Origin of the sequence: Acinetobacter brisouisimilis (genome assembly GCF_000368265.1) — a bacterium.
Taxonomy (GTDB): Bacteria; Pseudomonadota; Gammaproteobacteria; order Pseudomonadales; family Moraxellaceae; genus Acinetobacter.
The window spans coordinates 1335036-1361939 of record NZ_KB851219.1; the positions used below are offsets into that span (position 1 = coordinate 1335036).

General features: G+C 39.7%; 39 protein-coding genes and 1 tRNA gene. 7 read left to right on the top strand and 33 right to left on the bottom strand.

Going from position 1 to position 26904, the window contains the following annotated elements; translation table 11 throughout:
- Positions 1 to 43 precede the first annotated feature (43 nt).
- From F975_RS10010 to F975_RS10025, 5 genes are all read right to left on the bottom strand, one after another.
- The gene (locus F975_RS10010; RefSeq protein ID WP_004752879.1) at positions 44 to 628 is read right to left on the bottom strand and encodes a hypothetical protein; all 585 of its coding nucleotides are present in this window, start codon (positions 626 to 628) and stop codon (positions 44 to 46) included.
- Between the two features lie 284 nt (positions 629 to 912).
- Positions 913 to 1386, bottom strand: a complete 474-nt coding sequence (locus tag F975_RS10015) for a phage tail assembly chaperone family protein, TAC (protein ID WP_004752883.1) — start codon at positions 1384 to 1386, stop codon at positions 913 to 915.
- Positions 1387 to 1438: 52 nt separating this feature from the next.
- Positions 1439 to 1900, bottom strand: a complete 462-nt coding sequence (locus F975_RS10020) for a phage tail tube protein (RefSeq protein ID WP_004752887.1) — start codon at positions 1898 to 1900, stop codon at positions 1439 to 1441.
- Between the two features lie 66 nt (positions 1901 to 1966).
- On the bottom strand, positions 1967 to 2107 hold the full coding sequence (locus F975_RS15725) for a hypothetical protein (protein ID WP_155757291.1): 141 nt from the start codon (positions 2105 to 2107) through the stop codon (positions 1967 to 1969).
- A gap of 195 nt (positions 2108 to 2302) precedes the next feature.
- A complete protein-coding gene (locus F975_RS10025) occupies positions 2303 to 3151 on the bottom strand; it encodes an ORF6N domain-containing protein (RefSeq protein WP_004752889.1) in 849 nt (282 codons plus the stop codon).
- A 168-nt stretch (positions 3152 to 3319) separates the two neighbouring features.
- Between F975_RS10025 and F975_RS10030 the strand changes: the two genes are divergently transcribed.
- A complete protein-coding gene (locus F975_RS10030; RefSeq protein WP_004752891.1) occupies positions 3320 to 3796 on the top strand; it encodes an Arc family DNA-binding protein in 477 nt (158 codons plus the stop codon).
- Positions 3797 to 3858: 62 nt separating this feature from the next.
- Here F975_RS10030 and F975_RS10035 read toward each other — a convergent pair whose 3' ends face one another.
- The 28 genes from F975_RS10035 to F975_RS10160 form a co-directional block, all read right to left on the bottom strand.
- On the bottom strand, positions 3859 to 4275 hold the full coding sequence (locus F975_RS10035; RefSeq protein WP_004752893.1) for a hypothetical protein: 417 nt from the start codon (positions 4273 to 4275) through the stop codon (positions 3859 to 3861).
- Positions 4275 to 5126 carry a tetratricopeptide repeat protein gene (locus tag F975_RS10040; RefSeq protein ID WP_004752895.1) on the bottom strand — a complete coding sequence of 284 codons (852 nt, stop codon included), beginning with the start codon at positions 5124 to 5126 and terminating at the stop codon, positions 4275 to 4277. The genes F975_RS10035 and F975_RS10040 overlap by 1 nt, the downstream gene beginning before the upstream one ends.
- Positions 5127 to 5394: 268 nt before the next feature.
- Positions 5395 to 5568 carry a hypothetical protein gene (locus F975_RS15730; protein ID WP_155757292.1) on the bottom strand — a complete coding sequence of 58 codons (174 nt, stop codon included), beginning with the start codon at positions 5566 to 5568 and terminating at the stop codon, positions 5395 to 5397.
- 119 nt (positions 5569 to 5687) lie between these two features.
- Complete coding sequence (locus tag F975_RS10045) at positions 5688 to 6059, bottom strand: DUF3168 domain-containing protein (protein WP_004752898.1); 372 nt, start codon at positions 6057 to 6059, stop codon at positions 5688 to 5690.
- On the bottom strand, positions 6056 to 6520 hold the full coding sequence (locus F975_RS10050; protein WP_004752899.1) for an HK97-gp10 family putative phage morphogenesis protein: 465 nt from the start codon (positions 6518 to 6520) through the stop codon (positions 6056 to 6058). Before F975_RS10050 ends, F975_RS10045 begins: the two co-directional genes overlap by 4 nt.
- Positions 6521 to 6527: 7 nt before the next feature.
- On the bottom strand, positions 6528 to 6881 hold the full coding sequence (locus tag F975_RS10055; RefSeq protein ID WP_004752903.1) for a phage head closure protein: 354 nt from the start codon (positions 6879 to 6881) through the stop codon (positions 6528 to 6530).
- Between the two features lie 8 nt (positions 6882 to 6889).
- Positions 6890 to 7201, bottom strand: a complete 312-nt coding sequence (locus tag F975_RS10060; protein WP_034425944.1) for a head-tail connector protein — start codon at positions 7199 to 7201, stop codon at positions 6890 to 6892.
- Entirely contained in the window at positions 7201 to 8640 is a 1440-nt protein-coding gene (locus F975_RS10065) for a phage portal protein (protein ID WP_004752907.1), read from the bottom strand. Before F975_RS10065 ends, F975_RS10060 begins: the two co-directional genes overlap by 1 nt.
- A gap of 10 nt (positions 8641 to 8650) precedes the next feature.
- A complete protein-coding gene (locus tag F975_RS15865) occupies positions 8651 to 8818 on the bottom strand; it encodes a hypothetical protein (RefSeq protein WP_004752909.1) in 168 nt (55 codons plus the stop codon).
- An 89-nt stretch (positions 8819 to 8907) separates the two neighbouring features.
- The gene (locus F975_RS10070; RefSeq protein WP_004752911.1) at positions 8908 to 10230 is read right to left on the bottom strand and encodes a phage major capsid protein; all 1323 of its coding nucleotides are present in this window, start codon (positions 10228 to 10230) and stop codon (positions 8908 to 8910) included.
- The gene (locus tag F975_RS10075; RefSeq protein ID WP_004752912.1) at positions 10227 to 10814 is read right to left on the bottom strand and encodes an HK97 family phage prohead protease; all 588 of its coding nucleotides are present in this window, start codon (positions 10812 to 10814) and stop codon (positions 10227 to 10229) included. The genes F975_RS10070 and F975_RS10075 overlap by 4 nt, the downstream gene beginning before the upstream one ends.
- Before the next feature lie 56 nt (positions 10815 to 10870).
- Positions 10871 to 12544: a terminase large subunit gene (locus F975_RS10080; RefSeq protein WP_004752913.1), complete on the bottom strand. Its 1674-nt coding sequence runs from the start codon at positions 12542 to 12544 to the stop codon at positions 10871 to 10873.
- A 3-nt stretch (positions 12545 to 12547) separates the two neighbouring features.
- Positions 12548 to 13024: a terminase small subunit gene (locus F975_RS10085; RefSeq protein ID WP_004752915.1), complete on the bottom strand. Its 477-nt coding sequence runs from the start codon at positions 13022 to 13024 to the stop codon at positions 12548 to 12550.
- A gap of 142 nt (positions 13025 to 13166) precedes the next feature.
- Positions 13167 to 13451 carry an HNH endonuclease gene (locus F975_RS10090; RefSeq protein ID WP_004752916.1) on the bottom strand — a complete coding sequence of 95 codons (285 nt, stop codon included), beginning with the start codon at positions 13449 to 13451 and terminating at the stop codon, positions 13167 to 13169.
- A 9-nt stretch (positions 13452 to 13460) separates the two neighbouring features.
- Positions 13461 to 13676 carry a hypothetical protein gene (locus tag F975_RS10095; RefSeq protein WP_004752918.1) on the bottom strand — a complete coding sequence of 72 codons (216 nt, stop codon included), beginning with the start codon at positions 13674 to 13676 and terminating at the stop codon, positions 13461 to 13463.
- Between the two features lie 562 nt (positions 13677 to 14238).
- Positions 14239 to 14706, bottom strand: a complete 468-nt coding sequence (locus tag F975_RS10100; RefSeq protein ID WP_228127418.1) for a hypothetical protein — start codon at positions 14704 to 14706, stop codon at positions 14239 to 14241.
- Positions 14707 to 15144: 438 nt separating this feature from the next.
- Positions 15145 to 15221: transfer RNA gene (locus tag F975_RS10105), tRNA-Met, on the bottom strand.
- Positions 15222 to 15304: 83 nt separating this feature from the next.
- The gene (locus tag F975_RS15520) at positions 15305 to 15592 is read right to left on the bottom strand and encodes a hypothetical protein (RefSeq protein ID WP_081399813.1); all 288 of its coding nucleotides are present in this window, start codon (positions 15590 to 15592) and stop codon (positions 15305 to 15307) included.
- 272 nt (positions 15593 to 15864) lie between these two features.
- Positions 15865 to 16098 carry a hypothetical protein gene (locus tag F975_RS10110; RefSeq protein WP_004752922.1) on the bottom strand — a complete coding sequence of 78 codons (234 nt, stop codon included), beginning with the start codon at positions 16096 to 16098 and terminating at the stop codon, positions 15865 to 15867.
- Positions 16099 to 16272: 174 nt separating this feature from the next.
- Positions 16273 to 16527: a hypothetical protein gene (locus tag F975_RS10115; RefSeq protein ID WP_004752925.1), complete on the bottom strand. Its 255-nt coding sequence runs from the start codon at positions 16525 to 16527 to the stop codon at positions 16273 to 16275.
- Between the two features lie 236 nt (positions 16528 to 16763).
- Positions 16764 to 17045 (bottom strand): hypothetical protein, encoded by a 282-nt coding sequence (locus F975_RS15315; protein WP_155757293.1) that lies wholly within the window; start codon positions 17043 to 17045, stop codon positions 16764 to 16766.
- A 118-nt stretch (positions 17046 to 17163) separates the two neighbouring features.
- Positions 17164 to 17712, bottom strand: a complete 549-nt coding sequence (locus tag F975_RS10130) for a hypothetical protein (protein ID WP_004752928.1) — start codon at positions 17710 to 17712, stop codon at positions 17164 to 17166.
- A gap of 11 nt (positions 17713 to 17723) precedes the next feature.
- Positions 17724 to 18206 carry a RusA family crossover junction endodeoxyribonuclease gene (locus F975_RS10135; RefSeq protein WP_004752930.1) on the bottom strand — a complete coding sequence of 161 codons (483 nt, stop codon included), beginning with the start codon at positions 18204 to 18206 and terminating at the stop codon, positions 17724 to 17726.
- Positions 18199 to 18666 (bottom strand): hypothetical protein, encoded by a 468-nt coding sequence (locus F975_RS15320; protein ID WP_212749274.1) that lies wholly within the window; start codon positions 18664 to 18666, stop codon positions 18199 to 18201. Before F975_RS15320 ends, F975_RS10135 begins: the two co-directional genes overlap by 8 nt.
- Before the next feature lie 100 nt (positions 18667 to 18766).
- The gene (locus F975_RS10145; protein ID WP_004752936.1) at positions 18767 to 19711 is read right to left on the bottom strand and encodes a helix-turn-helix domain-containing protein; all 945 of its coding nucleotides are present in this window, start codon (positions 19709 to 19711) and stop codon (positions 18767 to 18769) included.
- A complete protein-coding gene (locus F975_RS10150; protein ID WP_004752938.1) occupies positions 19708 to 20013 on the bottom strand; it encodes a hypothetical protein in 306 nt (101 codons plus the stop codon). The genes F975_RS10145 and F975_RS10150 overlap by 4 nt, the downstream gene beginning before the upstream one ends.
- On the bottom strand, positions 19995 to 20447 hold the full coding sequence (locus F975_RS10155; RefSeq protein WP_004752940.1) for a phage regulatory CII family protein: 453 nt from the start codon (positions 20445 to 20447) through the stop codon (positions 19995 to 19997). Before F975_RS10155 ends, F975_RS10150 begins: the two co-directional genes overlap by 19 nt.
- Positions 20448 to 20471: 24 nt before the next feature.
- The gene (locus F975_RS10160) at positions 20472 to 20720 is read right to left on the bottom strand and encodes a Cro/CI family transcriptional regulator (protein WP_004752942.1); all 249 of its coding nucleotides are present in this window, start codon (positions 20718 to 20720) and stop codon (positions 20472 to 20474) included.
- 90 nt (positions 20721 to 20810) lie between these two features.
- On the opposite strand from F975_RS10160, the gene F975_RS10165 reads away from it, so the two are divergent.
- The 6 genes from F975_RS10165 to F975_RS10190 all read left to right on the top strand — a co-directional run bounded on the left by F975_RS10165 (position 20811) and on the right by F975_RS10190 (position 26855).
- Positions 20811 to 21521, top strand: a complete 711-nt coding sequence (locus F975_RS10165) for a LexA family protein (protein ID WP_004752943.1) — start codon at positions 20811 to 20813, stop codon at positions 21519 to 21521.
- Positions 21522 to 21578: 57 nt separating this feature from the next.
- The gene (locus tag F975_RS10170) at positions 21579 to 22550 is read left to right on the top strand and encodes an AAA family ATPase (RefSeq protein WP_004752946.1); all 972 of its coding nucleotides are present in this window, start codon (positions 21579 to 21581) and stop codon (positions 22548 to 22550) included.
- A 28-nt stretch (positions 22551 to 22578) separates the two neighbouring features.
- Positions 22579 to 25101 carry a S8 family peptidase gene (locus F975_RS10175; protein ID WP_004752947.1) on the top strand — a complete coding sequence of 841 codons (2523 nt, stop codon included), beginning with the start codon at positions 22579 to 22581 and terminating at the stop codon, positions 25099 to 25101.
- Between the two features lie 143 nt (positions 25102 to 25244).
- A complete protein-coding gene (locus tag F975_RS10180; RefSeq protein ID WP_004752949.1) occupies positions 25245 to 25448 on the top strand; it encodes a hypothetical protein in 204 nt (67 codons plus the stop codon).
- Positions 25445 to 25711: a hypothetical protein gene (locus F975_RS10185; RefSeq protein WP_004752951.1), complete on the top strand. Its 267-nt coding sequence runs from the start codon at positions 25445 to 25447 to the stop codon at positions 25709 to 25711. The genes F975_RS10180 and F975_RS10185 overlap by 4 nt, the downstream gene beginning before the upstream one ends.
- Before the next feature lies 1 nt (position 25712).
- On the top strand, positions 25713 to 26855 hold the full coding sequence (locus F975_RS10190; RefSeq protein ID WP_004752954.1) for a tyrosine-type recombinase/integrase: 1143 nt from the start codon (positions 25713 to 25715) through the stop codon (positions 26853 to 26855).
- Positions 26856 to 26904: the final 49 nt, after the last annotated feature.

Consider the following 26904-nt stretch of genomic DNA (forward strand, 5'->3'; position numbering starts at 1 on the left):
CTTTGGCATCTAACTTGGATAATTACTTTTTTCTTTCAATTTTTCACATTTTAGTAGCATCAGATGCTGCTGCCGCAGCTTCCGATGCTGCGGCTGTAGCTTCCGCTACTGTACCCCTTGTTGTAACTTTCCTACTTCTTGTAGGTATTTCATCAATAGCTATGGATGGAGCAGGATCAGATGCCACTGCTGCATCAGCAGCAGCGGCTGTTTCTTCCGTACCAACTGGATTATTCACAGGAAACTTAGCTAGATAATCTTTATGACAATATGACTGTACCATTGCATCAAAATAGATGTTATCTGGGCTCTCAAAGCTTACCTGCTTATCATCTCTTACAATGAACCTAGAGAATCCAGAATATGCACCCCATGAATTCTTAGCGTTCACTTCGCCACAGTTTTTAATTACGTTTCTAAATCTTGCTGATTCACCATCTTTCAGATAGTACTTAACAGTCTCTTCAGTAGCCTTTATTTCTGCTTGTTCTTTAAGCTTTTTTTCTTGCTCTATTTTTGCTTTTTGTGCAGCAATTTGAGCTTGTTTTTCTTTTTCAATTTCTGCTTGCGATTTACCACAACCAACCAAAGCTAATGTGATAAACCCCAAGACAATTAACTTTTTCATTTTAATCTCTTACTGACAAAAGGCTAGAATATACTCAATTTACATAAAGTAACGCAAATTAAAATTTATACCATATAATAAAAAACCATCCGAAGATGATTTTATAACCATTTATTTTTCAGTTGTTTGCATCAAATAAGCTGTTAAAGCATCATCATCAAATTCTGACTCGTCGTTTGCAGCTCGTTTTTCAGTTCCCTCATGCAACATGAGATCAACAAGCTCAACATTTTTAACACCCTTCGATGCCAAGAATGAATGATGCAGTCGTGCAAGCTCTTGCTCTATTCTTCGACCGATGTTGAGGCTTCCGTATTTTCTAACGTAGGCTGCCCAGATTTTAATTTCTGTGTATGTGAGGTTTTGGACTTCTTCGATGCTTTTACCCGTCGCGACTGCGATTTCACAGATGAGTTCCGTTTCGGGTTCGAGCTCTGCGTCTTTCCCAATGAGTTTACTTCTACAATTTTAAACCAAATTGCCTCAGCTAAATCTTGGCTGAAATTCTGGCGAACTTGAGCTTCTGTAAACTGAAGATTGCCTTCTTCATCGCAAATGGAAGCGGCCAAAATACCTGCCAATGCCTCTTTATTTTCACCAAAAGCACGAAGCTTTGCCACGGCAGTATCATAAGAGTACGGTTTGATAAAAGTATCAAACTTAGCATATTCACCCTTGTATTTAATTTGAACTGTGACTGCTTGCGGCTTAGCAATCAATACACCTGCATTAATTTCTGTAATATCAATCTTTTTCATTGTTCTATCCCAAAAAGAAAGCCCCTTTGTAAGGGGCTATGATGATTTGATGTTAGGTTTTAGGAATCCATTTGGTTGCGCTTTTACGTTGCATGGTTACAGTACAGTTGACCAATGTATCTGGATCAAATTTCCACACTGGCGTGGTCAATGATGCATCCCAACGCCACCAAGTACGATCAGTTGGAAGCGTTAGCTCTCCATTTGTAACTGTAGGAATAGAATCTGAACCAGGCGCACCAATCATAATCGTTAATGCCTTTTTGGTAGTGGCCCAATCAACAACTTTTTTATGGCTTGGTTTCTCTTCATCAATATCAAATCCCAATGAGCCATCACCAGGATCAGAAAGACCAGGAATATAAGATTTGCTTTCTTCTTCATCCAAATCAGTAATTTCAATTTTACCTGCTGAATCTGAACCAGGATCTATCGTCTTCAAACTTTCAAGACGAGTGACTTCAGTTCCATCGAACGCGAAAAAACGCGAGCCTTGTACACGAATTTTTGCCATGAGTAATTACTCCTAATTTCAGGCATAAAAAAGCCTCCCGAAGGAGGCGCGATATTTTTTAATGATTTACCACCATCGTGAGGCGGTAATGATTTGTGGTAATTGCCAAGCCAGTATTGCAAGAATTACAAACCCTGTTACTTTCCAGAACCCATATTTTTCCATGAGTTTCTCTACCCCCTCTAAAATTTCTGTTATATTAGGCACAGAGATATTTCTCCTTAACTGTCGCTAGTTGAGTGGATTTAAAAACCTCAGTGTTAGCGCACTGGGGTTTTTGCTTTTTAGGTACTTCCAACCTAATAAGGCAATTATTATTTAGAAGCTGTTTGATTTCCTCCGGCCCGGTTTCCACAAGGCATAAAAAAACCACCTCGAAGGGTGGTTAAATTTTTTAGGGGCTTAGCTCACTTTGACTAGCCCACATTCTTTTAACTGTTTATATCCCATACCGCCACCATGCCAGTTATGCGTTTTAGAGAGTTCAAAAATCGGCATATACACATCACGTCCAACAACCTGTCTTGCACTTTCAGCACCAAATTTAAAATGATCGTGGATGCCATGCCCCATTGATGGGCTGAGTTTTATGATGGTACTACCAAATTCAGACCACCAATGATTCAGCCAAAGCATGTGGCGGGCGGTTGCATCGGCATGTTGGTCAGGTTGTGTTTGTTTGTCTTGGCTAAACAGTGCAATCAGTTGATGTACATACGCCACGGCGATTGGCAGCATGTCATACGGAATTTCATCTATGCCGTTTATTGCAAAGCGTTGGTGAATCAGTTTATAGGCTTCGCTAAAGTTGAGGTGTTTGGTTTTGGCGACAAGCATATTCACGGCGTCATTAAGTGCGACACGTTCAGCTTTTGAGTTGCCTTGTCTTGCGGTTTGTACTGCAAAGTAGCAGTCTTCCAGTTTTTCAAATACTTCCCATGCTTGGTCAGTGTCGAGCATTTTGGCATGGCGGGCTGCACCACGTTCTGTCCATAAATTAACAATTCTCGCATTCTTTTTGACAGCGTGACAATTAGTCACGCTGTTCTTAAATGCCTTTAATTCAGAACCTTCCAATTTATAAAAATGTTTACCTTCTACAAATCTTTCAACATTTCTAGAGAAGTTCTGACGAATGTTATCTATATCTGTGCCATAAAAATCTGCAAGCATTTCAGTAGTAACAACTGGAATAGATTTGAAATTAATGATTGATACTTTCGTATCGTTGATTTGTGCTATATTTGACATATCAATATTCCTTGCAATGGTTTGTTGATATAAGCCCCATGAATCTTGGTCGAGGAGTGGGGCTTTTTTAACAAATAAACCAATCTGGTTTATTATGGTTTAAAATTAAACCATTGAGGTTAATAAGTCAATGTGCTATTTTCTAAATATTGAAAATGGGAGAACCACATGACTGAAGAAGCTCAACTAAAATTGAGAGTCCCTCAAGACCTCAAGGAATATATCGACATAGAGGCTAAAAACAATTATCGAACCATAAATGGCGAAGTTGTTTACCGACTTGAACAATCTAAAAGAATCAATAAAAAAGAGTTAGAAGATAAAGCACATGAGTTTGCTTATATTTTAGCTTCCGCTTTAATCCAAGACCCCGATGTTGACATACACGGTGTGGTGCATGGTTTTAGACAACCATCAATTAAGGGTGTTCAGCAAGCATTTCAACTTTTTTTATACCGTGATCCAAGTAATAGAAAAGATCTTGGTATGGAGGAGACTGATGATGGGGTTAGATTTTTTAATCTAGAAGATGAATACTTTATTAGTAATAAGAATCCATTCCCTGATGGCGCTTATTCCATAAACCATTTGTCGAGGATTTTAGAAAGATTATATTTTCTACCTATGATGTTGCCTAAACAATAAGATGCTTAATAACTGCATACCATTGAAAAAAGCACCTTAAGGTGCTTTTTTCAATGAAACAATTATGCAGTTTTTTGAGGAAAATATTTTCCAAGTAAAGCTTCTATGAGCAGTATTGCTCGTTCACTTTCCACTTGTGCCGTAACCAAATCACCTTTTGTAAACTTACGATCTAAAAAATAATCTGCCTTAACACGTATATTGTGTATTGTCCTTAACTTTAATTCTAATTTCTCAAACTCACTATCATTTAACTTATCAGCAACTAAGGTACAACATGTACGAAGAGCCTCGTGTGTTCCACCACCTGCTGAATTAAACTCTTTTGGGTATTTTTCACTTAAAAGAGATTTAACTGCATGAAATAATTCATAATAGTATCTGCCAGAGCAAGAGCGATATATTGCTTCGATATCAATATCTTCAGGGTTAACATTTAGAAGAAAATCAGCAACTTTCCTAAAATTAACTCTATCCATCAAGCTACCTGCTGATTGTCATTTTCATGTTTATAACTATAGTCAAGCCCAAAATAATAATTTAGGCGTTCTGATACTTTTCTAAATTCACTCAAAGTTTCAGAATAGCATTCACGTCTTTTTGTAAGTATTAAATCTTGGAAATCATCATTCATTTGCCCAAGAACAAATTCCGCACTCTCATCTGATTCATTTAAAGGCAAATATATTGTAGTCGAAAATTGTGACCTTGATAGATCACATTGAGTTTCTTCTCGATAATCAGATGTAAATGTGAAATATTTATAGAAAACTGTATCCATAAGAGTTCTGTAGAATCTAAAAATCTCTAGAGGAACACTTATTTCAGATAAAAATTTAGACGTCTTATTTGCTATTTTTAATAATCTTTCTTGCTCATCATTTAATTCTATTGAAGCAATTTCACGTAATTGCTCAACTTCTTTTAAATATCCATATGGGCACAAGGTTTTGAAAATATCCGAAAAAACCTGCTTATCATTCTGTGCATTAGAAATCGCTGCCATATATATTTCTATAGCTGACGTATGTTCACCATTTAACATCAAAACATTAGCATAATTCATTGAAGAACTAACACTATGGTTTGTCATATTATAAGCATATTTAAAATGACTAATCGCAGACCTTAAATCGTTTTCATATATAGAAAGGATTCCTTTTCCTGTATAACAATCAAATGCTTCTCTTGTACTCAAAGCTTCTAAACTTTTTCTTAAAATAGCCTTTCGCTTCCCCATTTCACCAAAAGCATTTTGATCTTTAAGACCTCTGTGGGTAAAGAAGTATATTACTTCCTCTAACTTAGTGTTTGCTAATAATAGCTGCATTAAATTGACCCTAATTTTTTTAATAAAAATACCCTCTTATCATTGGATAACAGGGTCATTACATGCATATTATGCGATATCAATTTTTCGGTCAATCTTTTTTCACTTACCATGCGTAAGCTTAAATAACAATACTTATCCTCAGCAAATGCGTTAAATGTTGTCGTTACGCTAAAATAGTTGATCATTAATGCAACAAAGTTTAACTATATCAACTTCCTATTTGCAAGTACCTTCTTTTTAGACATTACCACCAACTTCCAACAATTCAAGCTAAGCCTATATAAAAAGCAGCAACACGAATCAAAAATCTAACAAGCATGATGAACCCAGTAATCAGCGCAATATGCCAAAATATTTTGATAAAACTTTCAGGCTTTAAATTCATAGCTTCCATAGTCGCTCCTAGAAACTTAAATGAAAATTTGTTATCTTTACTCACAAATCTGATCCTTAATTGACCTAAGGTTTGGAAACAAAAAAGCCAAGAACTGCAATTCTTGGCTTTTTGCTTTTGATATAAAAAAACCTCGCTATAGCGAGGTCTGTCTTTCTTCTAAACTAACGATTCACATGCCAACTAACATCAAAACTGTAGTGTGGCATGCCTGTCACAGGGTCTTTATCCTGATTACCATAACGAGTGACATAACACTCTGTTTCAATCGCATTGCGTACTGCTTTGGCAACCTCACTGACCACATCATCATCCATGGCATACACATCAATCTGTACATCAACACGGTCACAACTCGGAACATCATCCAGCTCGTTGTATGGATCACCCCCCACAATCTGCCAAGTCACATACGGCGGTTGCGGATTGTCAGGAGCAATCCCAAAACTGTATGCCCGTAAAATGCCATTGCTTTCAAGCAAAGCAACCACAGCGGCATTGGCTTTCAGCACGGGAAAAATAGGCAAATCAATCATGACAAGCCTCCTAAAATAATATTGATTTCAGCAGAAAACACCTGCACAAACTTGTCAGTAATCTGTCCCACATTTTTAGACAGTGCAGGACGCATAAATGGTTGCGCGGCAATTTCACTGGTCCCAAACTCGATATAATGCCAGTACGTGGTAATGCCACCTGGTAAACCTGACAATGCCGTTTTATCTGTGTATTTGTTCTGCGCTGCACCACCACGTATCCCAACACGCATACGAATTTCATTGGAATTACTGGTTTTACCTGTCTGTGTGACAATGTTTTTCCAGATTTTCTCTTTGGTAATCGGGTCATCCAGTGCTTTGGCATTTGCTCGAGCGGCATCACGGGCAATATTCATGGCTTGCCGTGCCGACTTTCGTGTAATGCGCTTAATGGTACTTTTCTTTCCAATCGCCTTAAGTTTCTGCCGCAACTGCTCTAAACCTTGGATACGTACCATAAGCACCTCATGGATTCCATGCCTTTTCCCCTGTGGCAAGGTTCAAGGTCAAATATTCACGGCGACTGTCAGGATCTGCCATCGGGTTACCATCAATACGGTAGTAATAACCTTCAAACTTCACCCGCATCGAGGAGCTAATTTGCTTCGCAGTTTGGCTATAACGAATTTTCGCCCGAGCCTGAATAGTACTTTGAGCTGCTTTCGCAGCAATCTGATCTTTGGTAGATAGGTCTGTGACTTCTGCCCAAAGCGTTGCAAGATCTGTCCACTGACTAATTTGCTTGCCTGTTCTAGGGTCTTGCCCTGTCACTTCTTCATATTGAATGGTGATGCGGTGTTTTAAGTTAAATGCTTTCATCAATCACCTCACACCACAGTCGGACTACGAAATGGGTAGAGCAAAGCCCGAACTGGTGGCGGCAAATAATTGCCATCACTAGGCATTTCACCCTCAATATTGCGGTACTGGTCGTAATAACCACACAGCAGCAAAACCGCCTGTGTGAATTGTGCTGGATAAGTCACTTTCCCCGTATTTGCATCTGCAACAAAAGTGTCTGTCACATACGAAAAAACCGCAGATTCTGCGGCTTGTCGATAAGCATCAAGGAGAGTGTCTTCATCATCTGAATCATAGCGCAAATGCTGTTTAACAAGCGCTAAAGTGGTAATTGCCATCATTTCGCCCCTTTCACACATAACTTGAATGATTCATGACTGAATTCGCCCTGATGCTCCTTTTCACAGTGCCAAAGTGAACCTTTAAACGTCACAAACACGCCTTTGTTATAGCGTTTCTCATCCGAAAATACGCCTTGATATAAACTTTCAAAGGACTTATTGGCATCAGGTTGTGGTGTTGGCGGATTGGATGAGCCTGTACTAAAAGGATCATCTTTCGCATCACGTTTCGCCAAAGCTTCAAGCGAGTAGTTTTGCTGCTGAATCAGTGGAGAATTCCCACCTTTGACAGGCAAATACCCCAGTTTCTGACGTGCTTCATTGGGTGAGAAAATTCCTGCGCCAATTCCTTCCTTGTAATAGGCAATCTTGCTCGATGCATCCATACGAATCAGCACATCAAGATCCAGAAAGGCTTCCACGCCTAAATCCACCAAACCCAAACCATCATCGAGTAGGTTTTCACGGGCTTCGATGTAAGACTGCAAACAATCTGAATAATAGATTTCATTCAGATCAGAAACCTTGGTTGCGCCTTGAACATCTGTAATACCAATTTTAAACGGCGGTACATTAAAGGCCGTGCAGACAATCCGTGCTGACATATTCAACTGTTCGACCAGTTGACTGTCCGTGGCTTTCATCCCAATACTGGTGTATTTCGCCCCATCCGATAACAAGCCTGTCTTACCGACATTCGCACCACCATAATTGGCATCCCATTTGGTTTTAATATCCCGTGCTTTATCTTTATCAACTGCACCAGGTACTTCAATCACACCACCCGGTCTTGAACCATTGGCAAAGAAGTTTTTAGAATTGCGTAAAATCGAAATACCCTGCTCGGATGCCAAGGCACATGCCATGATTGGAGTTAAACCTACCAGTGGATGGTAAAGTGCATTGATACGGTCATGGATGATTTCAGACGCTGGGATAATCACATTTTCAGTCTGTGTCAGCCGATCATTACTCAACTGGTAAAACACATTGCCATGATCATCCACCAAGGTTGTGACCAAATCAGGATTGAGAATCACAAGGCGATAGATTTCACCAAAAGCATCCTTCACTTTGAACACATAAGTATTGCCCCGTAACAGCAGGCTTTGCGTCCATTGCTCATTAAATTGCTGCCAGTTCTGGTAATGGTTTGGCTTTTTAAAGACCCGAACCAGTTGTTTTGGGGTCAATGCATCCACCAAAACACCCTGCTGTTTCTTCTTCAGCATAATCGGCATCTTGCCAATATCTTTAGAAATTAGACCGACACAAGCAAACACTGCATAAAATGCGGTCATGTCTTCGCGGGTAATTTCCTTATTTTGCTGCCAAGCCCCTGAAAATGGTTCCTGTACAAAAAAACTGTTCCAAGTTCCTGCATTTCGGGCAGTTTGGTAGCTTTTTCGTTTGAATAACTTCTCAAAAATGCCCATGTCTACCGCCTTATTTACTTGGTGTTTCTTCTTTTTTCACTTTAGAAGATGCTTTTTTAGGTTCATCGCAAGCCTTTGCAACACCCGTTTTAATCAAAACATTGGCGGCAAAGTCTTCAACTTCTTTGACATCCCCGACATTGGCATCATGCATCACTTTCAAATATTCGATTTTCATTACTGCTCCCATAGCTCAACAATCAATTTTCATTGCTCAGATATGAAAACAGCCCCAATCAAGGGGCTGCTTTAATCACTTTATATGGCTTAGTACTGAATATAAGCACTGGCAATCGCACGACGTTTTGCCCATGTAATGAACTTTTCAATACGGATGGCAAACTCATTGTTCTGCCATAGATTGTAAGTCGTTGTACCATCCACCAAGGTGGCTTGGTCACTATAGGACACATCTACACCGCCATCTTGAGCAACCAAGATTTCGCTCATTTTCACCAATTCAATTTTGGAACCGACTGCTTGAGAGGTAACCACAGGAATACCCAACAAGCTACGTGCTGCACCTGCAAATGACATGCCTGTAAAGTAGGTGTTGCCCAACGCATCACGAAGCAAAGCCAATTGCATCGCACGGGTTTCAGACATGAGGAAAAATGCATTATCTGTCGACAAATTGGCTTCCACAAAAATTGTGATCAGGCTCATTAAGTCCTTTTCATAGTCTGCTGCTGTTGTGCCCGAGCTTGTCACAGCAGTCACGCCATTTAAAATGCCCGCAGGAACAACATCGCTCCCTGCAGCTGTACCCAAGAACGTGGCATCAATCAATTCAGCTGATGCTGCAATCAAATCGTCCAACACCAATTGGTCAACTGCTGGATCTGCACGGCGTAACAACTCTTGGGTATAGACTGTAATGGCAGCCAACTTATGCTCTTTGATTTCAACACTGCCAAATGTTGGATTGGTTAATGGTTTAGGCTGAGATTCACCCACCCAAGCAGCAGTACCACCAGTCGATTGCCCTTTAATTTTGACGTTAAATGGTACAGAGCGATACCCCTTTAACTTGTCAAATACTGTGGCGTTTCGCAGCAGCTCAATAAAGTCCCCTGTATAAGTACTGGTTTCAACCAATGGCGCACCGAAACCTGCATCTGTCGTGGTACCGAGTGTTGCCTTTTCAATAAACTGAACCACGTTTTCACCATAGCCCAAGTTTTTAGCAGCTTGCACAGCAGTCACCACGTTGCCTTTCTTCGCTTCATGGGCAGACAACATTTTTGCACGGACAAACTGAGCGAATCCAATCCCTTTGGGCAATGTTTCAATCACGGTGACAGGCGCAGCAGGGTTTGGATTGCCCTCAGCAGAGTTTTTTGCCTGCTGAGGATTCGCACCTGCAACAGGCGTGACTGTTTGGGCTGCTTGCTCAGCCTGTTTAATCATGTCTTGTACACGATCAATATTTTTTTGAATTGTGGCAATTTCTGCATCAATTGCATCAATCTGCTTTTCTTCCTCTTCATTAGGTGTTTGACCGCCATCCAATGCTTTGGTCACAATCCCCTGTTTTTCTGCCTGCTTGGCAGCTAAAGCATCAAGAAGCTGTTTTAAATACTTATTCATAGTTTCACTCCGCCCTTCGTTGGGCTTCCTAATTTGACAACAACATGTTTTTGTTCAGATGCATCGCCATCTGCAACGGTCTGAGGTTTTTTGCCCAACGCGGCTTGATGTTCCTCAAATGCTTTAGAAAAATCTGCTTCGGATTCACGGTTACAAGGAATGGTGACAAGACTCAGCTCGTACCATTCCCAACTGTTGAACTGCACGCCACCGCCTTTGATCATCTCGGCTTTATCCCAATTCGGAATAAAGCCAACAGACAAGCCTTTCACCAGTTTGTATTTCAGCGACTGAAACGCTTTATCCACTTCTCGTTTTAAATCGCCTTCTTCCTGAATCTCTGGAATATGCATTTCCACTTCAATGCCTGCATCTGTGACTTTGGCACTGGTAACATGCCCAATCGACTTGGTGGGGTCATGGTGAAAAAGTAAGGGCATTGGCAAGGAAAATGACGCACCCTTTGAGACCATAACGTCCTTTACACGGTCCTGATTTGGGGTGCTGGCAATTCCGCTAAATGTGCGTTTGGCTTCATCGAAATTCTTCATTTCAAAGTCAAAGGCTTTATATAGAGCAGTCATCGCTCCTCCTAAAAATAAAAAAGCCCGCATAATGCGAGCTGTACAAACTGGATCAATTAGAAAAAATACACGTTGTAGTCTTTTTTGGCAGGTTCAGGGTTCATACTCATCAATGCTGTGGCATTCAGTGAAGCAATCAATGGGTCAATCTTGGCAACGCCACTTTCCTGTTTACTGACCATGATGCCATTGCCTTTCATCACGATTCGGGCATTGCCCGCCACCCAAGTCATCAGTGCCAAACCTTGATGCCAAAGCTCACGCCCTGCGAGTTTGCGTTCAAGTGTCTGCAAATAGCCTGCAAGCTTATAACCTTGAGGTATCCCAATAATTTGCTCCTGAGGAATCCCGACATCAAGCAAACCATCGAGTAAACCGCCAAGCATCAACGGATCTAGTCCGACCTTATCCAACTTGCCACTGTCATAAACTTGCTTGGCAATTGCCGATAACTCGGTAATGTCATCACCAACATTTTCGTAAATCGTCAAACTGCCTTCTTTGACAAAGTCGAGCAACTTAGGTGCTTCTGATTTACGACGTTCAAGCACGATTTGGTGACACCAGGCACGATTGTAGAGTAGCCATTCACGTGTGGTTTTATGCCGACCCAGAACAGCGAATCCCAGCAAATCGTCAAGCCCTCCGCCATCCCCACCGATCTCAAGCACGTCCGATTGCTCAATAATCTCATCCAGTGTCAGCTTTCGTGCTTGTTGCAACCAAAACTCTGCACCTGCCCAACGATTGGCACGTAGGTTCAAGCCAATTTCGATATTCAAGTGTTTGGCCAGAAAATCTCGAAGCGACTCCTCACCTGCATCTTTGACCTTGTTGAACTCTGAAATCAGATATTCAAGATCAACCGATGCGCCCAAGTTCGGGTTGGTAATATAGAAATTCTCAGGCTTTAAATGCTCACCGTCTTCAATCAGCCGCGTTGGAAATTCATAGATCAGCGGAAGAAATGTCTTATCTTCTTTAATGCCATCCCGAACATCACGGGCATAGTCTAAAAGCTGCTTAAATACCCCACACGGCATTTCATCGGACATGGTAGACAGATAAATCACACAGCCTTCAGGGCGTGAAGCCAATCCCCCTTTGGCTTCACGAAACATCGATTCTGCATTGGCACGTTTACCAAACAGCCAAACTTCATCAATCAAAATAATCGAGGCTTTCTTACCTGCAGCAGCATTACTTTCAGCAGCAATCACTTTCAGCGTTGCACCCGTACCGAGGTGAGTCACGGTCTTGGTATGTTCAGAGATATTAATCATCGCACTGAGTTCTTCATCAGCACGGATAAAGTCACGAATCGGGTTAAAGCTGTTGTCTGCAACTTCCTTTGTCGGTGCAAGGATGATCAGCTCCGCAGAAAGTCGATCATTCAAAAGCAGAGCAACCAGCATCACACCTGCAGCAATGGTGGATTTGGTATTTTTCTTGGAGATTAAAAGAAAGAACTCACGAATCAAACGGCGTTTTGTATTTGGGTTATATGCGCCAAAAATTGCCCGTACAAATTCAATCACCCACGGCAATGTGACATCACCCATTTTGGGGCTGTCCATCACATCAACCAAAATCAGCTCTTTAAAAATACGCTCTGCAACGTCTGCCACCTGAGGAAAGAGTGGCTCACATGGCATTAAAGATTGTTTATTGACGATACGTGTCGCCCAATCTGGGCAAGCCGTCGTCCAGACTGGTGACATTGAAGACATAGGTTAACTCGGTAACTGACTATTCAACGTGCCAAACTTGCCAGAGTTACTGGCTTTCTTGGCTTCCTCTTCCTTGGTTTGTTTCTTGCCTTTGTCTGCAACTTTGCCATGGATATAAGGCAAAGCGGCTTTGGCTGCATTGAAGCGCAGAAACATATCATTGCCACTGTTGTCCATCACCTCGATCAAGAACTGAAGCGGATCCCCTTTTGTGTATGGATCTTCAGGTGGCTGGTCCAAGTCCGTTTCCGTGGGTGTTGTTGCTTTAACTTTTTCAGGCTTTGGCTGAGTTAAAGTTAACTTTTTTTGGTCTGCCTTTAACTTTTCAATCCACACGATAACTTCGGGATCTTTGCGTAATTTTGAACCCTGTTGTGATGCCGATTTTTCTGCGTAACCTGCTGAAATTGCTGCATCCTTATTACTCGCACCATCGACAATGGCTTGAGCAAATTTTTTCATTTTTTCGCTGATTGCCATTGCGTCACCTTTAACTTTTTTAACTTTTTAACCTTTAACTTTTTGCTTTAACTTTTCGCAAAATGGGAAATTTTTTTATGCGTGGGATAGGGTGCGGTGTCCGATGGGTTTTAGATTTTTAAATTTTCCCTCCCCCCCACCATCATTGACGGCTTTCCATCAAAGTCTTTTGCTTATGACACTCAACACACAATGACCAAAGATTGCTCGGGTCATCTGTACCACCTTGCGCCGTGTTGATCTTATGGTCACATTCCAATTGATATGTGACTCGACCACAGAGTTGGCAGGTGTAACCATCACGAGCATGAATACTTTCTTTGAGTCTGCGCCAAGGGCGACCTCCACGACCGTTGCCCCAATTGTTCTTGGTTTCAGTCTGTTGACGGCGTGGTTGTAGTCGTGGCTTGAGTGTCTGTAGCTTCATGTGCAAACCCTAATCATCATCCAAATTACGATTGTGTGATTCATCATCATCACCCGTGATCTCATCAAGCAGCATGCGGATCTGTGCGGTTTGATCACTGTTGATTTGAATAAGTTGGTTGTTCTGTTGAATCAGTTTGTTGGTCTGATCTGTCAACTGGTTGTTCTGCTGTACCAGTTGTAAGACGATTGATTCCAAGTTGCAGTCGTTGTTTGCTGTAGTCATACATTACCTTTAGTTTTTAACGGCGTTCATCGCAGCCTTTGCAGAACATAGATACCTTGGAATAAAAAGAAAAACCGCACTAACTTGTGCAAGCAGTGCGGTCTTATGTGCCGTAATCCGTTCGGCGAAGGAGAATAAAAAACCTCCCAAAGGAGGTTACGTAAACTCATAGAACTTATGCATTTTTTACTTAGACAGGATTTATATAATAGAGATAAACTATAAGAAATGTTAAAAATACAATAGCTAAAAAAAGATAAGTATCAACAGTGTTAAAACTTTTAATAAACTTCCACAACATTATAAAAATAAATCTCATATTTTCAAATTAATGCGAATTCAATCACAATAAACCAATAAATACAATTCTGGCAGCTAACTATCAATAGTTCTGTAACAATTCACAGTCAATCCTTTTTAAATCATCACATTAATTTATTCTTGTGATAAATCACGATAGCCTTTGATTTTTGTATGTTGATCTTTCATAAACACCTCAAATAAGAAAAGAAAAACCCCGCAGAAGCGAGGTCTTAAATCGATTTTATATCTATGCTTTCTATTAACCTCTAGGAGGAAGTGGCGGAACTGTATTTACCTGAACCTTAGGCGCTTCGCGATCTGGTTTCTCTAAAGTATTAATTTCAATATACGGTTTGAAATCATAATTTTTAAAGTCAAAATCTGTACCGAAACGGTAATAGCTACTCTGACCGACTACAGTCGCTAAAATACTTCTGTTAACGAATGAATAGCCAACACCATAGTTACCCACAAAGTCACGTTTACCATCTACATAAGCTAAACGAGCGCTGTCTAATACAATGCCATGATTATATTTTATGCGAAGATTGATATCTCCGCCTTGCACCGAATTATCTGATTCAACATGCAATGAACGGAAGCCAACAACATAATCTGGCATTAAGCCCTGCTTACTTCCCCAACTCCATAACAAGCCTGCATAAACGCGGTTATCTGTACGTGAATTATCGCTATAACTATAAGAAGTTGGTACTGGTATAGCCATGGTAGAACTCGCACTCAAGATCCCCAAACATCCTGCCAATAAAACAGTGCTAATCTTTTTGTTCATGAAAATACTCCTCAAAGCAAAAAATTCATTATTTTTTGAATCATGCAGAATTCAAAACTCAAAGTAATTCAAATACTTCTTAATAATGATGTCATTGTTATCAGAATATTGAAATCTAAGCAGAAACACAACAAGACGAAAGCGATATGCTTATAACTTGGTGATCACTTTCGATAGCCGCTGTAACCATAGATTGCTTTAATTTATGACGGCGTTCATCGCAGCCTTTGCAGGACATAGATACCCAGTAATAAAAAGAAAAACCGCACTAACTTGTGCAAGCAGTGCGGTTTTGTGATACACAAAGACAGGCAATAAAAAAACCTAATAAGCATGAAGCAAATTAGGCTATAAACTTTGAATCTTTTTCGTTGGTAGCGGGAGCTGGATTTGAACCAACGACCTTCGGGTTATGAGCCCGACGAGCTACCAGACTGCTCCATCCCGCATCAACGATGTGTGTTTATACGCTTTGGGGAGCAGAAAAGCAAACCTTTTAAATTTAATTTATATAAATAATTTCTCAACCTATTTAGACAGGTCCTGATTCAGTTATAAAAACTGGATATGAACTCTTATATAAACTCAATCTTCTTTTTTCACTTTCTAAAAATAACTTAGGCTCTTCAGACCAATTTGATGTCCTTGAGTCAAGACCTGAATGGTCTTTCGCCCAATCAGAGATAGTTCCATAAATAAAAGTATTATCAGCGAAAACCAGTTTTGTTTTCTTACTTGAGCTACTGATAAAAACCTTATGTGTGGGTAATGATCCAAATACACTAAATTGAGTGTAAAGATACTTATAGATTTCAGACATAGAATAAGGTACTTAGGTGACCAAAAGACTATACCATTTAAGCAATAAAAAAGGTCGTCTTTCGACAAGCCTTTGCTGTTTTGCAGTAAGTTTTAAGTCTTTCATGCTTACTCCAAAAAAATTGAAAATAATTAAAAAAGAAAAACCGCACAAACTTTTTCAAGCAGTGCGGTTTTATGTGCAGTAATCCGTTCGGCAATGGAGAAATAATGGTTAATAAAAAACCCAGCAATCGAGCTGGGTTTAAATAAAATGATTAGACATAACTAAAATTACATAAGCCCTAAGAAGCTAACAGACAATATCTTGATATTATCACTCTCAGTTGCACCAATCTTATTTGAAACATAATCAATAGCTTTTTGAAGATTGATATCTCCATTTACCTGAATATAATCCGAATTTACAGTTATGCTGTCTACATGATCATTGCACTTATATGCAACTAAATGATGGTTTTGCTTTCCAGATTTAAGATTGTTATGAACAACAGTTTGAAATCCCATGTCTACCTCAATAGATTAATTAACAATCAAACAAGTAGACAACAAGTATCAAATGTTTTCAATATAGATAAATTTATAAAAATTCGACTCAACTAATCTTCATCAATCCAAAATAATCGTTTTAAAAATCCAAGTATGTCAGTCTACTTAGTAACTGGATGTAAAGGTTAAAACTTAACTAAATAGCTTAGGTAGATCTTGAATCTTAAATTCAGCATCGTATTGATTTTTAATAACACCAAATAACTGGCCAAATATGTTCTGATAACTTTCAGCTATTTCACGGTTTTGCCTTGCAAGTTCAACAGCATCAAGAATAGCTCGACTCAATATCTGATTTTCATTATTTAACTCAGAATACTCAGCTCGAAGCACTTTACAATAATCTTCAAGTTCTTCCCTTGTCAGCTCATCAATTTTTAATTCCATTTTTCAATCCTGAATTATTTTTCTACAGGATAGCAAATGAATATGACAAATGATGGTTTAGTTTTAAACGTTCCACTTAAATCTGGATCGCCATGTAGGACTTGAACCTACGACCCAAGGCTCTAACCAACTGAGCTAATGGCGCATTGTTTTGGTCAATAAAAAAGCCCAACAAATTAATGTCAGGCTCTTTACTTACACAGAAAAAATGATCGAATTACCCTAAATCATTACGATTATTCTTCATTCTTAATTATTTTCTCAGCGATCTTCACACCATCACTGAAATTCATGTCATCCGAAAACCAAAAATTATAATGATCATTACCTTTGATAATTGACTGCAAGCGATATAGAGATGCTTTTCCAGTTTCCGCATTGTTAGTTTTTTGTATGCTTTGACCTTCAACTTCAGGAAGATCCTGACCGTCAAAATCACCACCAATACAGATTGCCATGTCTATGCCTAAATAAAAATTAGGCTCATTAAAGGCAGATATGGGAATTTTAAGCAACAAAAAAGCCCACCTTTTGATGAGCTTTTGCATTTGATCTTGGTTGAACAGTAATACGACCAGTATAGAGAAACTATACCCCAATTTACATTTAAGCGAAATAGGCATCATGTAACTATTTTTATGCATATTTTAGGCGCTTACGATACTTCTCAATCGAAGTTTCAACCTCCCAACGAGCACTATAAATAGCCAATTCCATATCTTTTTCATACTTTATCCATGACATACGATAAGCATCATAAGTCATACGATCTTCACCAATACCTGCAAAATACAAACGTCCTTTCGCAGTAAAGTTCGCTTCTAGTCGTTCATCCAGTGCAAACTCTAAAACCATTCGAGCAATCAACAAAGATAAGTCCTTTAATGAAATATTTTTAGGCTCCCCCTTACCATCCTTTTGTGCTTGCTCAAACATAATTTTCGCTAAAAAATTAATGAGTAGGTCGTATGCTTGTTTATCTTTATGACCCCATACATACAAAGATGCTAAAGCTTTGGCTTGTACAGTATCCATCTTAGCAAATGCGCCACAACGATCTTCCCATGTGATTGGCTCAAGATTGGTATCTTGGGTACACGTTTCGAAATTGGCTGTTTTGGCTCTCATTTGTTTACCGAGCCACTCGATATTTGAGACTTTATTCTTCTTTAAGTCTGCATTCATACTGACCATCCTCAAATCTTCATCACACAAATATCAAGTAACCCACCTTTCACGACTGGTCGGGCATTCACTGTTAAGCTTTTCACCTGCGAATCATCTGCAATCAACCCGCACTTGGTTAAGGCATCGAGGCAGGGTTTTAAAATATTATCGATGTCGCGGATCTTGTTGTCTGGCATGTGGTAATTAATCTCAACCCGAACATGTCCGCCATAGTTCACTGGCTGCACAAAGCGTTTGACCACTTCCACAAAATGAATGGCACGTTTGCTGAGTCGCTTGCATGCCTTGCCTGAGTCCAACCAATAGTTGTTAATCGACGGCGGTATAATCTCGATGCTGCAATTCAGCAATTCTCCTGCACTGCATTCATAGGTTTTACCCTTGACCAAATACGATGGCAGTTTTGGTACTGGGTCTTTGTTGACTGGTTTTTTGTCAGTTTGTGGTTTGTCGAATGCACGGCGATAGCTTCCCCAGTTTTGTCTATTCATGTGTTGTCACCCATGCCTCAGTAGTTTTGTGGTCGCAGAAAATGCACTCGAATGTTCGGTGTAAGTCACCAAATTGTGATTTTTCAGCCATGGTATGGTCACAGGTTTGTGGTTCTTGTAGCTGATCATCACCTCGTAAGGTTTCATAAATTTCTTGAATGAAGTTCGCATATTGGCGACTGCTAGGCGTTTGTCTTTGGTCGTCAAAAAAGTTGTCTATCTGCAATAGCGATGCTTGTACCTTGTTAAATTCATTGTTTTTTTGAACAACTAGGTTTTTTATGCACTCAGATTTAGAGTCAATCCGTTTTTGCTGCTCTTGCCAAGTCATCCACGCAATTTGCACAGCCTGAACAACGTATCCATCCTGAGCATCGAAAATGAAAAGCCGTTCACCGTGGATAAATCTCAAGTTCAAATAAAATGACTGTAGCTGAAACCATTCTTCAAATTGACTCATCATAAAAACCCCAACACATGATTAACGCTATAACCCGACACCCCTGCAACCACACAAAATATAAGCAAGATGATCATGCAAATCAGGAAATCATTTGGACTCATAGCACCACCCCCTCAAATCCCACCTGTGCCAGATACGGCGCAAGTTGTTTACGTTGTTCAGGATGGTTCAGTTTCATAGCGATGCGCGCCGTAAGCTGCTCGTAGCTTTCCCCTGCTTCGGCAAACTTGCTCGACACTTCGGGATGATGTGCCAGCTTTTGGGCGAACAGGTTGATTTGTTTGTCAGAGAGCTTTTTCGGTTTTGCTGTTTGCGCTGTTGGGTTTTGTGCTGCAGGTTGTTGCGCTCGGCTTAGGTATTTCAAACGAGCATTGAGCAGCCAGTCAGCAAAGTGGTAGTGCATCAGGTCATCGCACAGATTCTTGTCGCTGTTGTAGCGTTCAAATGCGGTTTGCTCTCGTTTGAACCAGTTGGCGTTTTTGATCTGCTCGATGGTTTCTGCATCGGTGATCAAACCAAGTTCTTCTTCAAGTTTTTTCAAACTCAACCACGTTTTTTTATTTTTAGATTCTACTGGTAGATTCTTTGGTAGATTCTGTGTCCCATTGTTGGGACTATTCAAAGTACCACTGTTGGGACTATTCAACATCCCATTGTTGGAATCATTCCATTGTTGGGACTGTTCCATTGTTGGGACTGTTTCAGGCGGTTTTTGGCGGTTGAATGGTTCCGTTGTTGGGACTGTTTCCCGACCTGTAACGCCAAGCAGTTTGTAGACTTTAACGCGTTTGGTCACGCCCTTGCGTTCGCCAGTATCCTGTATCAGGTTATCCTCCAGTAGCTCTGAAATAATTTTCAGGATGGTTTTACGGTCTAAACCTGTATCCTGTTCCAGTCGTTGCATACTTGGGTAACAGGTATGGTCTTCACCTGCCCGATCTGCCAGTGACAACAGTACCAGTTTTTTAAGCGGTTTGAGGCTGCCACCTTTGCGGTCGGCAAATTTGATCCGCCATGCCCAGTTGGTTGCATCTAGACTCATTGCTCACCTGCCTTGGGCTTGATGTAACCGCCCATCATGTCGATTTTGTCTGCATTGAGCAGGCTTTTTTCAATGTCGTTGACCAGCGCCCACTGAATGCGAAAACGGCGCTGGAGTTGTTCTTTAAATTTGTGGCGTGGTACGGCGGCATTGGCTTCGTTGTAGCACCGTTGGCGTAAGTTCTGCTGTGCTTCTGCCAGTAGTTCGTTCAGCACGCGCAATGCGGGTTCGTACCATGTCTGGATTGCCTGACGTTGTTTTTGCGCGGTCAGGCTGTGTGGGTTTAGTTTTTCTCTATACATGCCTGCACCTGTGTAGCGAGTGTGCCGAGTAGCACATGGAGTTCGTGAATGACTTTGCTCATGTCGAGGGCTTCGCCTTGGGTAATGCGTCCGTCTGCCATCATGTCGTGGAAGGTTTGTGCGACATTGCCCTTTTGGATGGCGATGCGTACAAAGGTGTCCATAAGGCTATGGTCACGCTGACTTTCGGGGATGTCGGGCAGATCTATGGCGGCTTTGCCGTGTTCGGCGCAAAGGCTTTGCAATATGCGGTAGTCCCCTGTCAGTGCCATGAGTTTTGAAGCCTCGAGCAATGTCAGGTGATGGGTTTCCGTGTTTGGGTTGACCTTGCTGTTCAGCACGGCGGGGCTTTTGATGCCTAGGCGTGGGGCTAAGGCAGATGCGCCGCCGTGGTGGTCGTGTACGGTTGCGTATGCGGCATCTAGGATGTTCATGGTGGTGTCCTTTGAACGTGTTTTTTAGACTGCTCGCCGAATAAACTGTGTTTGAGTAACGACTTCACGCAATTCGATCCAAATATCTTGGTAAGTGTTTGGAAATAATTCTTTTCTTGAGCTAATGCCTTGTTCTTCTGCAATTACGGCTAGGCGGATTTTTCGATCAGTGGGAATAGTTTTCCATCCACTCACTGAGGAAGGTCTAATTCCTAATAATCGAGCAACGGCGTTACATCCACCAAGAGCTTGTATAAGTTGGTTGTCTGTCATGTTGTGCTCCTAATCTTTGCACCAATTATTAGGCATTCCTTATTTTTAATCAATAGGAATACCTAATTTTATTCATGTTAGGATTGCCTAATGAAAGACTTAAAAACATTGGCTGAACGCCTTAGATACGCAATGGAAGTTTTACCACCTAAGAAAATTAAGGGGGTCGATCTTGCTCGTGCTGTTGGAGTGAAACCACCATCTGTTAGTGATTGGCTGTCAGGTAAATCAAAGACAATGGAAGGTGAAAATCTATTAAAAGCATCTAAATTTTTAGGAGTAAATCCGAATTGGCTTGCTTCTGGTATCGGTGCTCCAACAACTTCTAAAGATGTTCAGGATTCATCTAATGAACAAGCAGAAGCTAATGTTTTATTTACAGATATTAATCTAATCAAAATCCCAGTCTTAGATTATGTTCAAGCAGGTCTATTCCAAGAAGTTGCTTATGATGGGGTTGTTCCTAAAAGCTATACTTACACTGATTATTCGGGAATAGATAAACATTCAGTATTCAGTGTAATTGTGAAAGGTGAAAGTATGCTCCCTGATTTTAAAGAGGGAGATATGCTAATTGTCGATGCTTCCCTACAACCAAAGCCAGGAAGCTACGTAATCGCCCAAAATGGTTCCCATGAAGCAACATTCAAGAAATATCGCGGATTAAGTTTTGATGAGTATGGTCGTGAAATCTTTGAATTAGTTCCTTTAAACTCAGACTTTCCAACCCTTTCATCACAAACACACGAAATTAGAATTATTGGTGTTGTCGTAAGGCACATGAGAGATTTTAAATACTAATTTAGTCAATGATGATAAAATTTAAAAATTGTTCGAAATACTTTGGAGCACTGTAAAGTGGCAACAGCAGATCAAATTAAAATGCTTATAAAAAGTCATGGGGAAAATGACAATCAGCGTTTTTATGTGGCTGCATTACAGATTGCAGCCCGAGAAGCAAGACTTGGCCATACAAAACTAGCAAATGATCTAAAGAATATTATAGAAAAATATCAATTTAAAAATCCAAAATCACCTAATCAAGATTTATTAAATTTAAATACACAGCATAATAACAATTTGGATGGATTAATTGAATTCTCTATGCCTCATACACATAGAGGCTCATTAGTTCTAAGCAGTACTACATTGGATCGTATTGAATTAATTATTCACGAACAAAGACAAAGACATGAACTAACCAAATATGGATTACACCCTCGGAATAAAATATTGTTTGTTGGCCCACCAGGCACAGGTAAAACATTAACAGCTAATATACTTGCATCTGAGTTAAAGCTTCCTCTGTATAAAGTTGTATTAGAATCATTAATTTCAAAATTTATGGGTGATACTGCAAACAAATTAAGAAATATTTTTGACTTCATGAAAGATAATATTGGAGTCTATTTATTTGATGAATTTGATGCAATTGGTTCTCAGCGTAACCTTACAAATGATGTCGGTGAAGTTAGACGAATTTTAAATTCTTTTTTAATACTTCTCGAACAATCATCAACAGATAGTATTATTATTGCTGCTACAAATCACCCAGAATTATTAGATGCCGCACTAAATCGTAGATTTGATGATATTATTAGATTTGAAAAGCCTAGCAAAAAAGAAATAAAAATTTTTATTGAATCAAGATTAAGCCCATTCAAAAAAGAAAATTTAGAATGGGAAAGTATATATATAAATTGTCAAAATCTTAGTCTTGGCGATATATCTAAAGCTTTTGATGACGCGGCGAAAGAAGTTGTACTATATAACAAAGGATATTTTACAAATGCCATTTTATTAAAATCATTAACTAGACGGACTAAATAATTATTCTTCATTTTTACTAGGTTTGATCATGCGTAAAGAAAATCACTTATATTTTAAAAATTTACAATCAAAAGATAGTTATACATCAAAAAAAACATATATACCGACTATTCCCAATAGAATAGCCTCAACTCATGCAAATAAGCTATTAAATGATTTCGATCTTTCACAAGTAGAATTTAATAACAGATCGCAAAAATTTCTCAATCACATAACAACAGATGGAATATACATTACATTAACAAGTGATCCAGAATCTTCCCTGCCTCTAGATTCAATTGATAATAATGATTTTAAATTATCTAATGTTTGTATAAATAGTAATAAATGTGAAGAAGCAACTATTTTTATTCCTGAAGAAAAACGAAAAGTATTCATTAAAAAAATAACAGACTATATTAAAACCATTAATAGCCAACCCAATCCTAAAAATAAAAACCTTATTAATAGTATTGCCAGTATAAAATTATCAAAATTAGAAAATTTTTGGACAGACTCACAAGATAGTTTTCCTAAAAGCAAATATAAAAAATTTTGGTGGGAAGTTTGGATAAAAAAAATAAATAATGATTCTAGTTTAACATATCGTGAAGTATTAGACTTTTCTGAATCTATTCAAGCAAAGATTGGCAATAATTATTTAGAGTTTGTGGAAAATATTGTAGTATTAATAAACACTTCCGCTACTGAGCTAGAAAAATCAGTTTTTCTAATGAATAATTTATTAGAAGTTCGGCAAGTTAATGAACCAGCTACCTTTTTTATTAACTTAAATGAAAAAGAACAGTATGAATGGGTAAATGAGTTAAATTCACGTCTTACTTCTAATCCACATCCAACAACCTCTATTTGTATATTGGATACAGGTGTCAATCACGATCACCCTCTTATAGAAAAATTTATTTTTGGCTCTAATTCAGTTAGTTATGACCCAACTTGGCCTGTATATGATCTTAAACCCAAGTATGGTACGAACTCATATAATCCTCACGGATCTATGCAAGCTGGAATTGCAATATATGGAGATCTTAAACAATGCGTTATAAGTACAAATCAAATACATATTAATCATATAATTGAATCTGGAAGAATTTTCCCTCCTAAAGGCAATAATAATCCAGAACTTTATGGCTCATTAACAATTCAAACTGCTCATAAAGTTGAAATTACGAATCATCATATAAAACATAGAATTTTTTCATTAGCAATCACAGCTGAGGGTGATAATACAGGAAAACCAACTTCTTGGTCTGGTGCAATCGATAAATTCACCTTTGGAGAGCTCCCAGACAAAAACAAAAGTCTATTTATTATATCCACAGGTAACAATAGACACCTACAACCTAATATGAATTTATGGGATCAAGCCCATTTAGCAAAAATAGAAGATCCTGCTCATAGTTGGAATGCTCTTACAATTGGTTCTTTCACCAATTTAACCACAGTACTTGACCATAAAATGAAAGGTTGGGCTCTTTTGAGCAAGGCGGGTGATTTATGCCCTACAACTAGAACATCAGTAAATTGGGAATGGGTTAAGAATGCACCTCTAAAACCAGATTTTGTGCTAGAAGGAGGAAATAGGCTAATTTCTCCTGACACTCCACCAGAAATAACGGATCACGAAGATTTATCTATACTTACAACATCTGGAGATATTCTTAACCCGTTTGATATTCATTTGGACAGTAGTGCTGCATGCGCTTTAGCCTCAAATTATGCAGCTCAAATTGCAGATAAATATCCTAGCTATTGGCCTGAAACTATTCGAGGTTTATTAATCCACTCCTGTCAATACACCCCTGCTATGGTTAATCAATATAATAGATTCATTCAAAATGACATGCTTTCACCCAAAAAAGCTGCGGAGGTTTTGCTACGTTCAGTTGGTTATGGAGTTCCTAATCCAGAAATTGCTCTCAACAGTTCAAATAATCATGCTCTCATAGTTATTCAAGATGAATTAAAACCATTTAAAAAAAATGGTTCAGATGTAAAATTTAATGAAATGCAGGTTATAGAATTACCTTGGCCAAAGCATTTACTTGCTCAATTAGGTGAAAAATCTGTTGAACTAAAAGTTACTCTTTCTTATTTCATTGAACCTAATCCACAACGTAAAGGGTTTCGAAGCAGATTCTCTTATCAATCCTGTGGGCTTCGATTTAGAATGGTTGGTCCCACTCAGACTGTTAAGGATCTAAAAGCAAGTATAAACAGACAAGAGATGTACGCTGATTATGATCCGAGCTCCAATGCTGAGAATGATAATTGGTGGCTTGGCCCCAATTTAAGGACTAAAGGGAGTATTCATTCTGATATATGGTCAGGCACAGGAGCTGAATTAGTAAGTATGGATCATATTGCAATTTATCCTGTTACAGGTTGGTGGAAAAGTTCCAAATCTCAAGCACGATGGACTCAAAAAATCCGATATTCATTAATAATTAGCATCAAAGCAAGTGAAAATGTACCTATCTATAATGAAATTCAAAATCGCATTCAAATAATGAATCAAATACCAAATAATACTATTGAAATAAAGATTTAAGTATTTAGGTTAAAGCATATTTTAAATAAAATTAGGTATTCCTATTGACAATATAATTAGGCTTACCTAATATTTATCTCACTACCAATAAAAAGCCCCTTCACTTTGGACGGCGTAGGGGCTTTGCTTATAGCGAGATAAGTATGAAACAAAAACACATTCCGAGTCAAATGCCTGCAACCTCCGCAAGACTCTACCAACACCCCACCACACAAGAACAACGCCCAAACCGCCTAAAAGTGGTATTGGCCAACACCAAAGACTTTGCCCTGTTCGCCAGTATCGGTACGCTATGCTATGTAGCAATTACGGCTGTGGTGTATGCGCTTGGAGGTGGCATGTCATGAGCTCCAACATTCAACGCCTCAAACTCACCGTATTTGCACGGCGCTACTGGCAAGACGAAGAATCTCGCCCCTGCCGTGATACCCTCATCAGCCACATAAAACGTGGCTGGTTAAGCGGCAAGAAAATCGGGACACAGTGGTATGTCGAGTGTACATCTTGGGGCGCACCTCTATTTTACTCAGCAGAAGTGCCAAAGGTCGAACTCCCGTCCCCACCCAAAACAGGCAACCGCATCGCAGACCGAATTTTAGCGGAGATTTAACATGACACCTCGTGGTCGTGGCGTGGGGCATCAGGACTTACCGCCCCACGTTGAAATTGATAAAAAAGCAAATGGTACCGTATATTACCGCTACCTACTGCCAAACGGACAACGCAAATCTTTAGGCAAAGACAAAACCGAAGCCATTCAGGCGGCACAGGCGCTTAACGCCGTACTGGAACGCAACCCAGACATTGTCTCAAAAATTTTAGCAACGGTTGAAAAAGCACAAAAGCAGTCCACCATGCCGACTTTTGGTCAGGCACTTGCCGAATACGAAAATATTCACTTACCCAAAAAGAAATATGCCAAAAACACACTGGAAATTATCACGGCGAATATTGGCAAATATCATGACCTGTGGGGTCAGCACTACTGCAGTGATATTACCCTGCTCATGGTGTCTGAGTTTTTAAAACGACAAACTGACTTTCAGGCAGAAAAACACCGTTCTCAGCTCATCGATATCTGGAAGTATTTTGTGGCAAATGGTTGGGCTGCAGACAATATCGCAGAGAAAACCCTAAAACCGATTCGCCCAGAAAAAAACCGTACCCGACATTCAAACGAATCTGTCGAGGCCATTAAGGCAATCTGCCCGCCGTGGTTAAAACTCGCGATTGATTTGGCGCTGCATTCTATCCAACGGCGCGCCGATCTGGTGGTGATGGAACGCTCTAGCATTAACATCAAAGACAACACCATGACCGTGTTGCAGCATAAATCGCTCAATTACGACAAACCTGTGTTTATTGAAGTGGATATGCACCCTGAACTTAGGGATGTGGTGTTGGAGTGTATCGAACATGCCATGAAGCTGCGCTGCCCGTTCTTGATTGCCACCCGACCAGAGCGCATTACCGAACACAACCGAAACGTCAAACTACATGCTTTTGCAGTCACCGAAGACCACCTGACAAAACAGTTTAAAAAGTACCGTGACCTGTCAGGTGCATACGATCACCTAGAACCCAATCAGCGTCCATCACTGCATGATTTACGGGCTTTGGGGATTTATAACATCACACAGAAGTATGGCAAAAAGTACGCGCAAGCACTGGCTGGACATGCCACAGTGAAAATGACAGATCATTATCTGGAAGGTCATGAAGCGCCAAAACCTGAGAAAATTAGCTACCGTTAATGATTGTTTTTAAATTTAAATACGGCAGTTTTCCACATGAGGGCTAGAG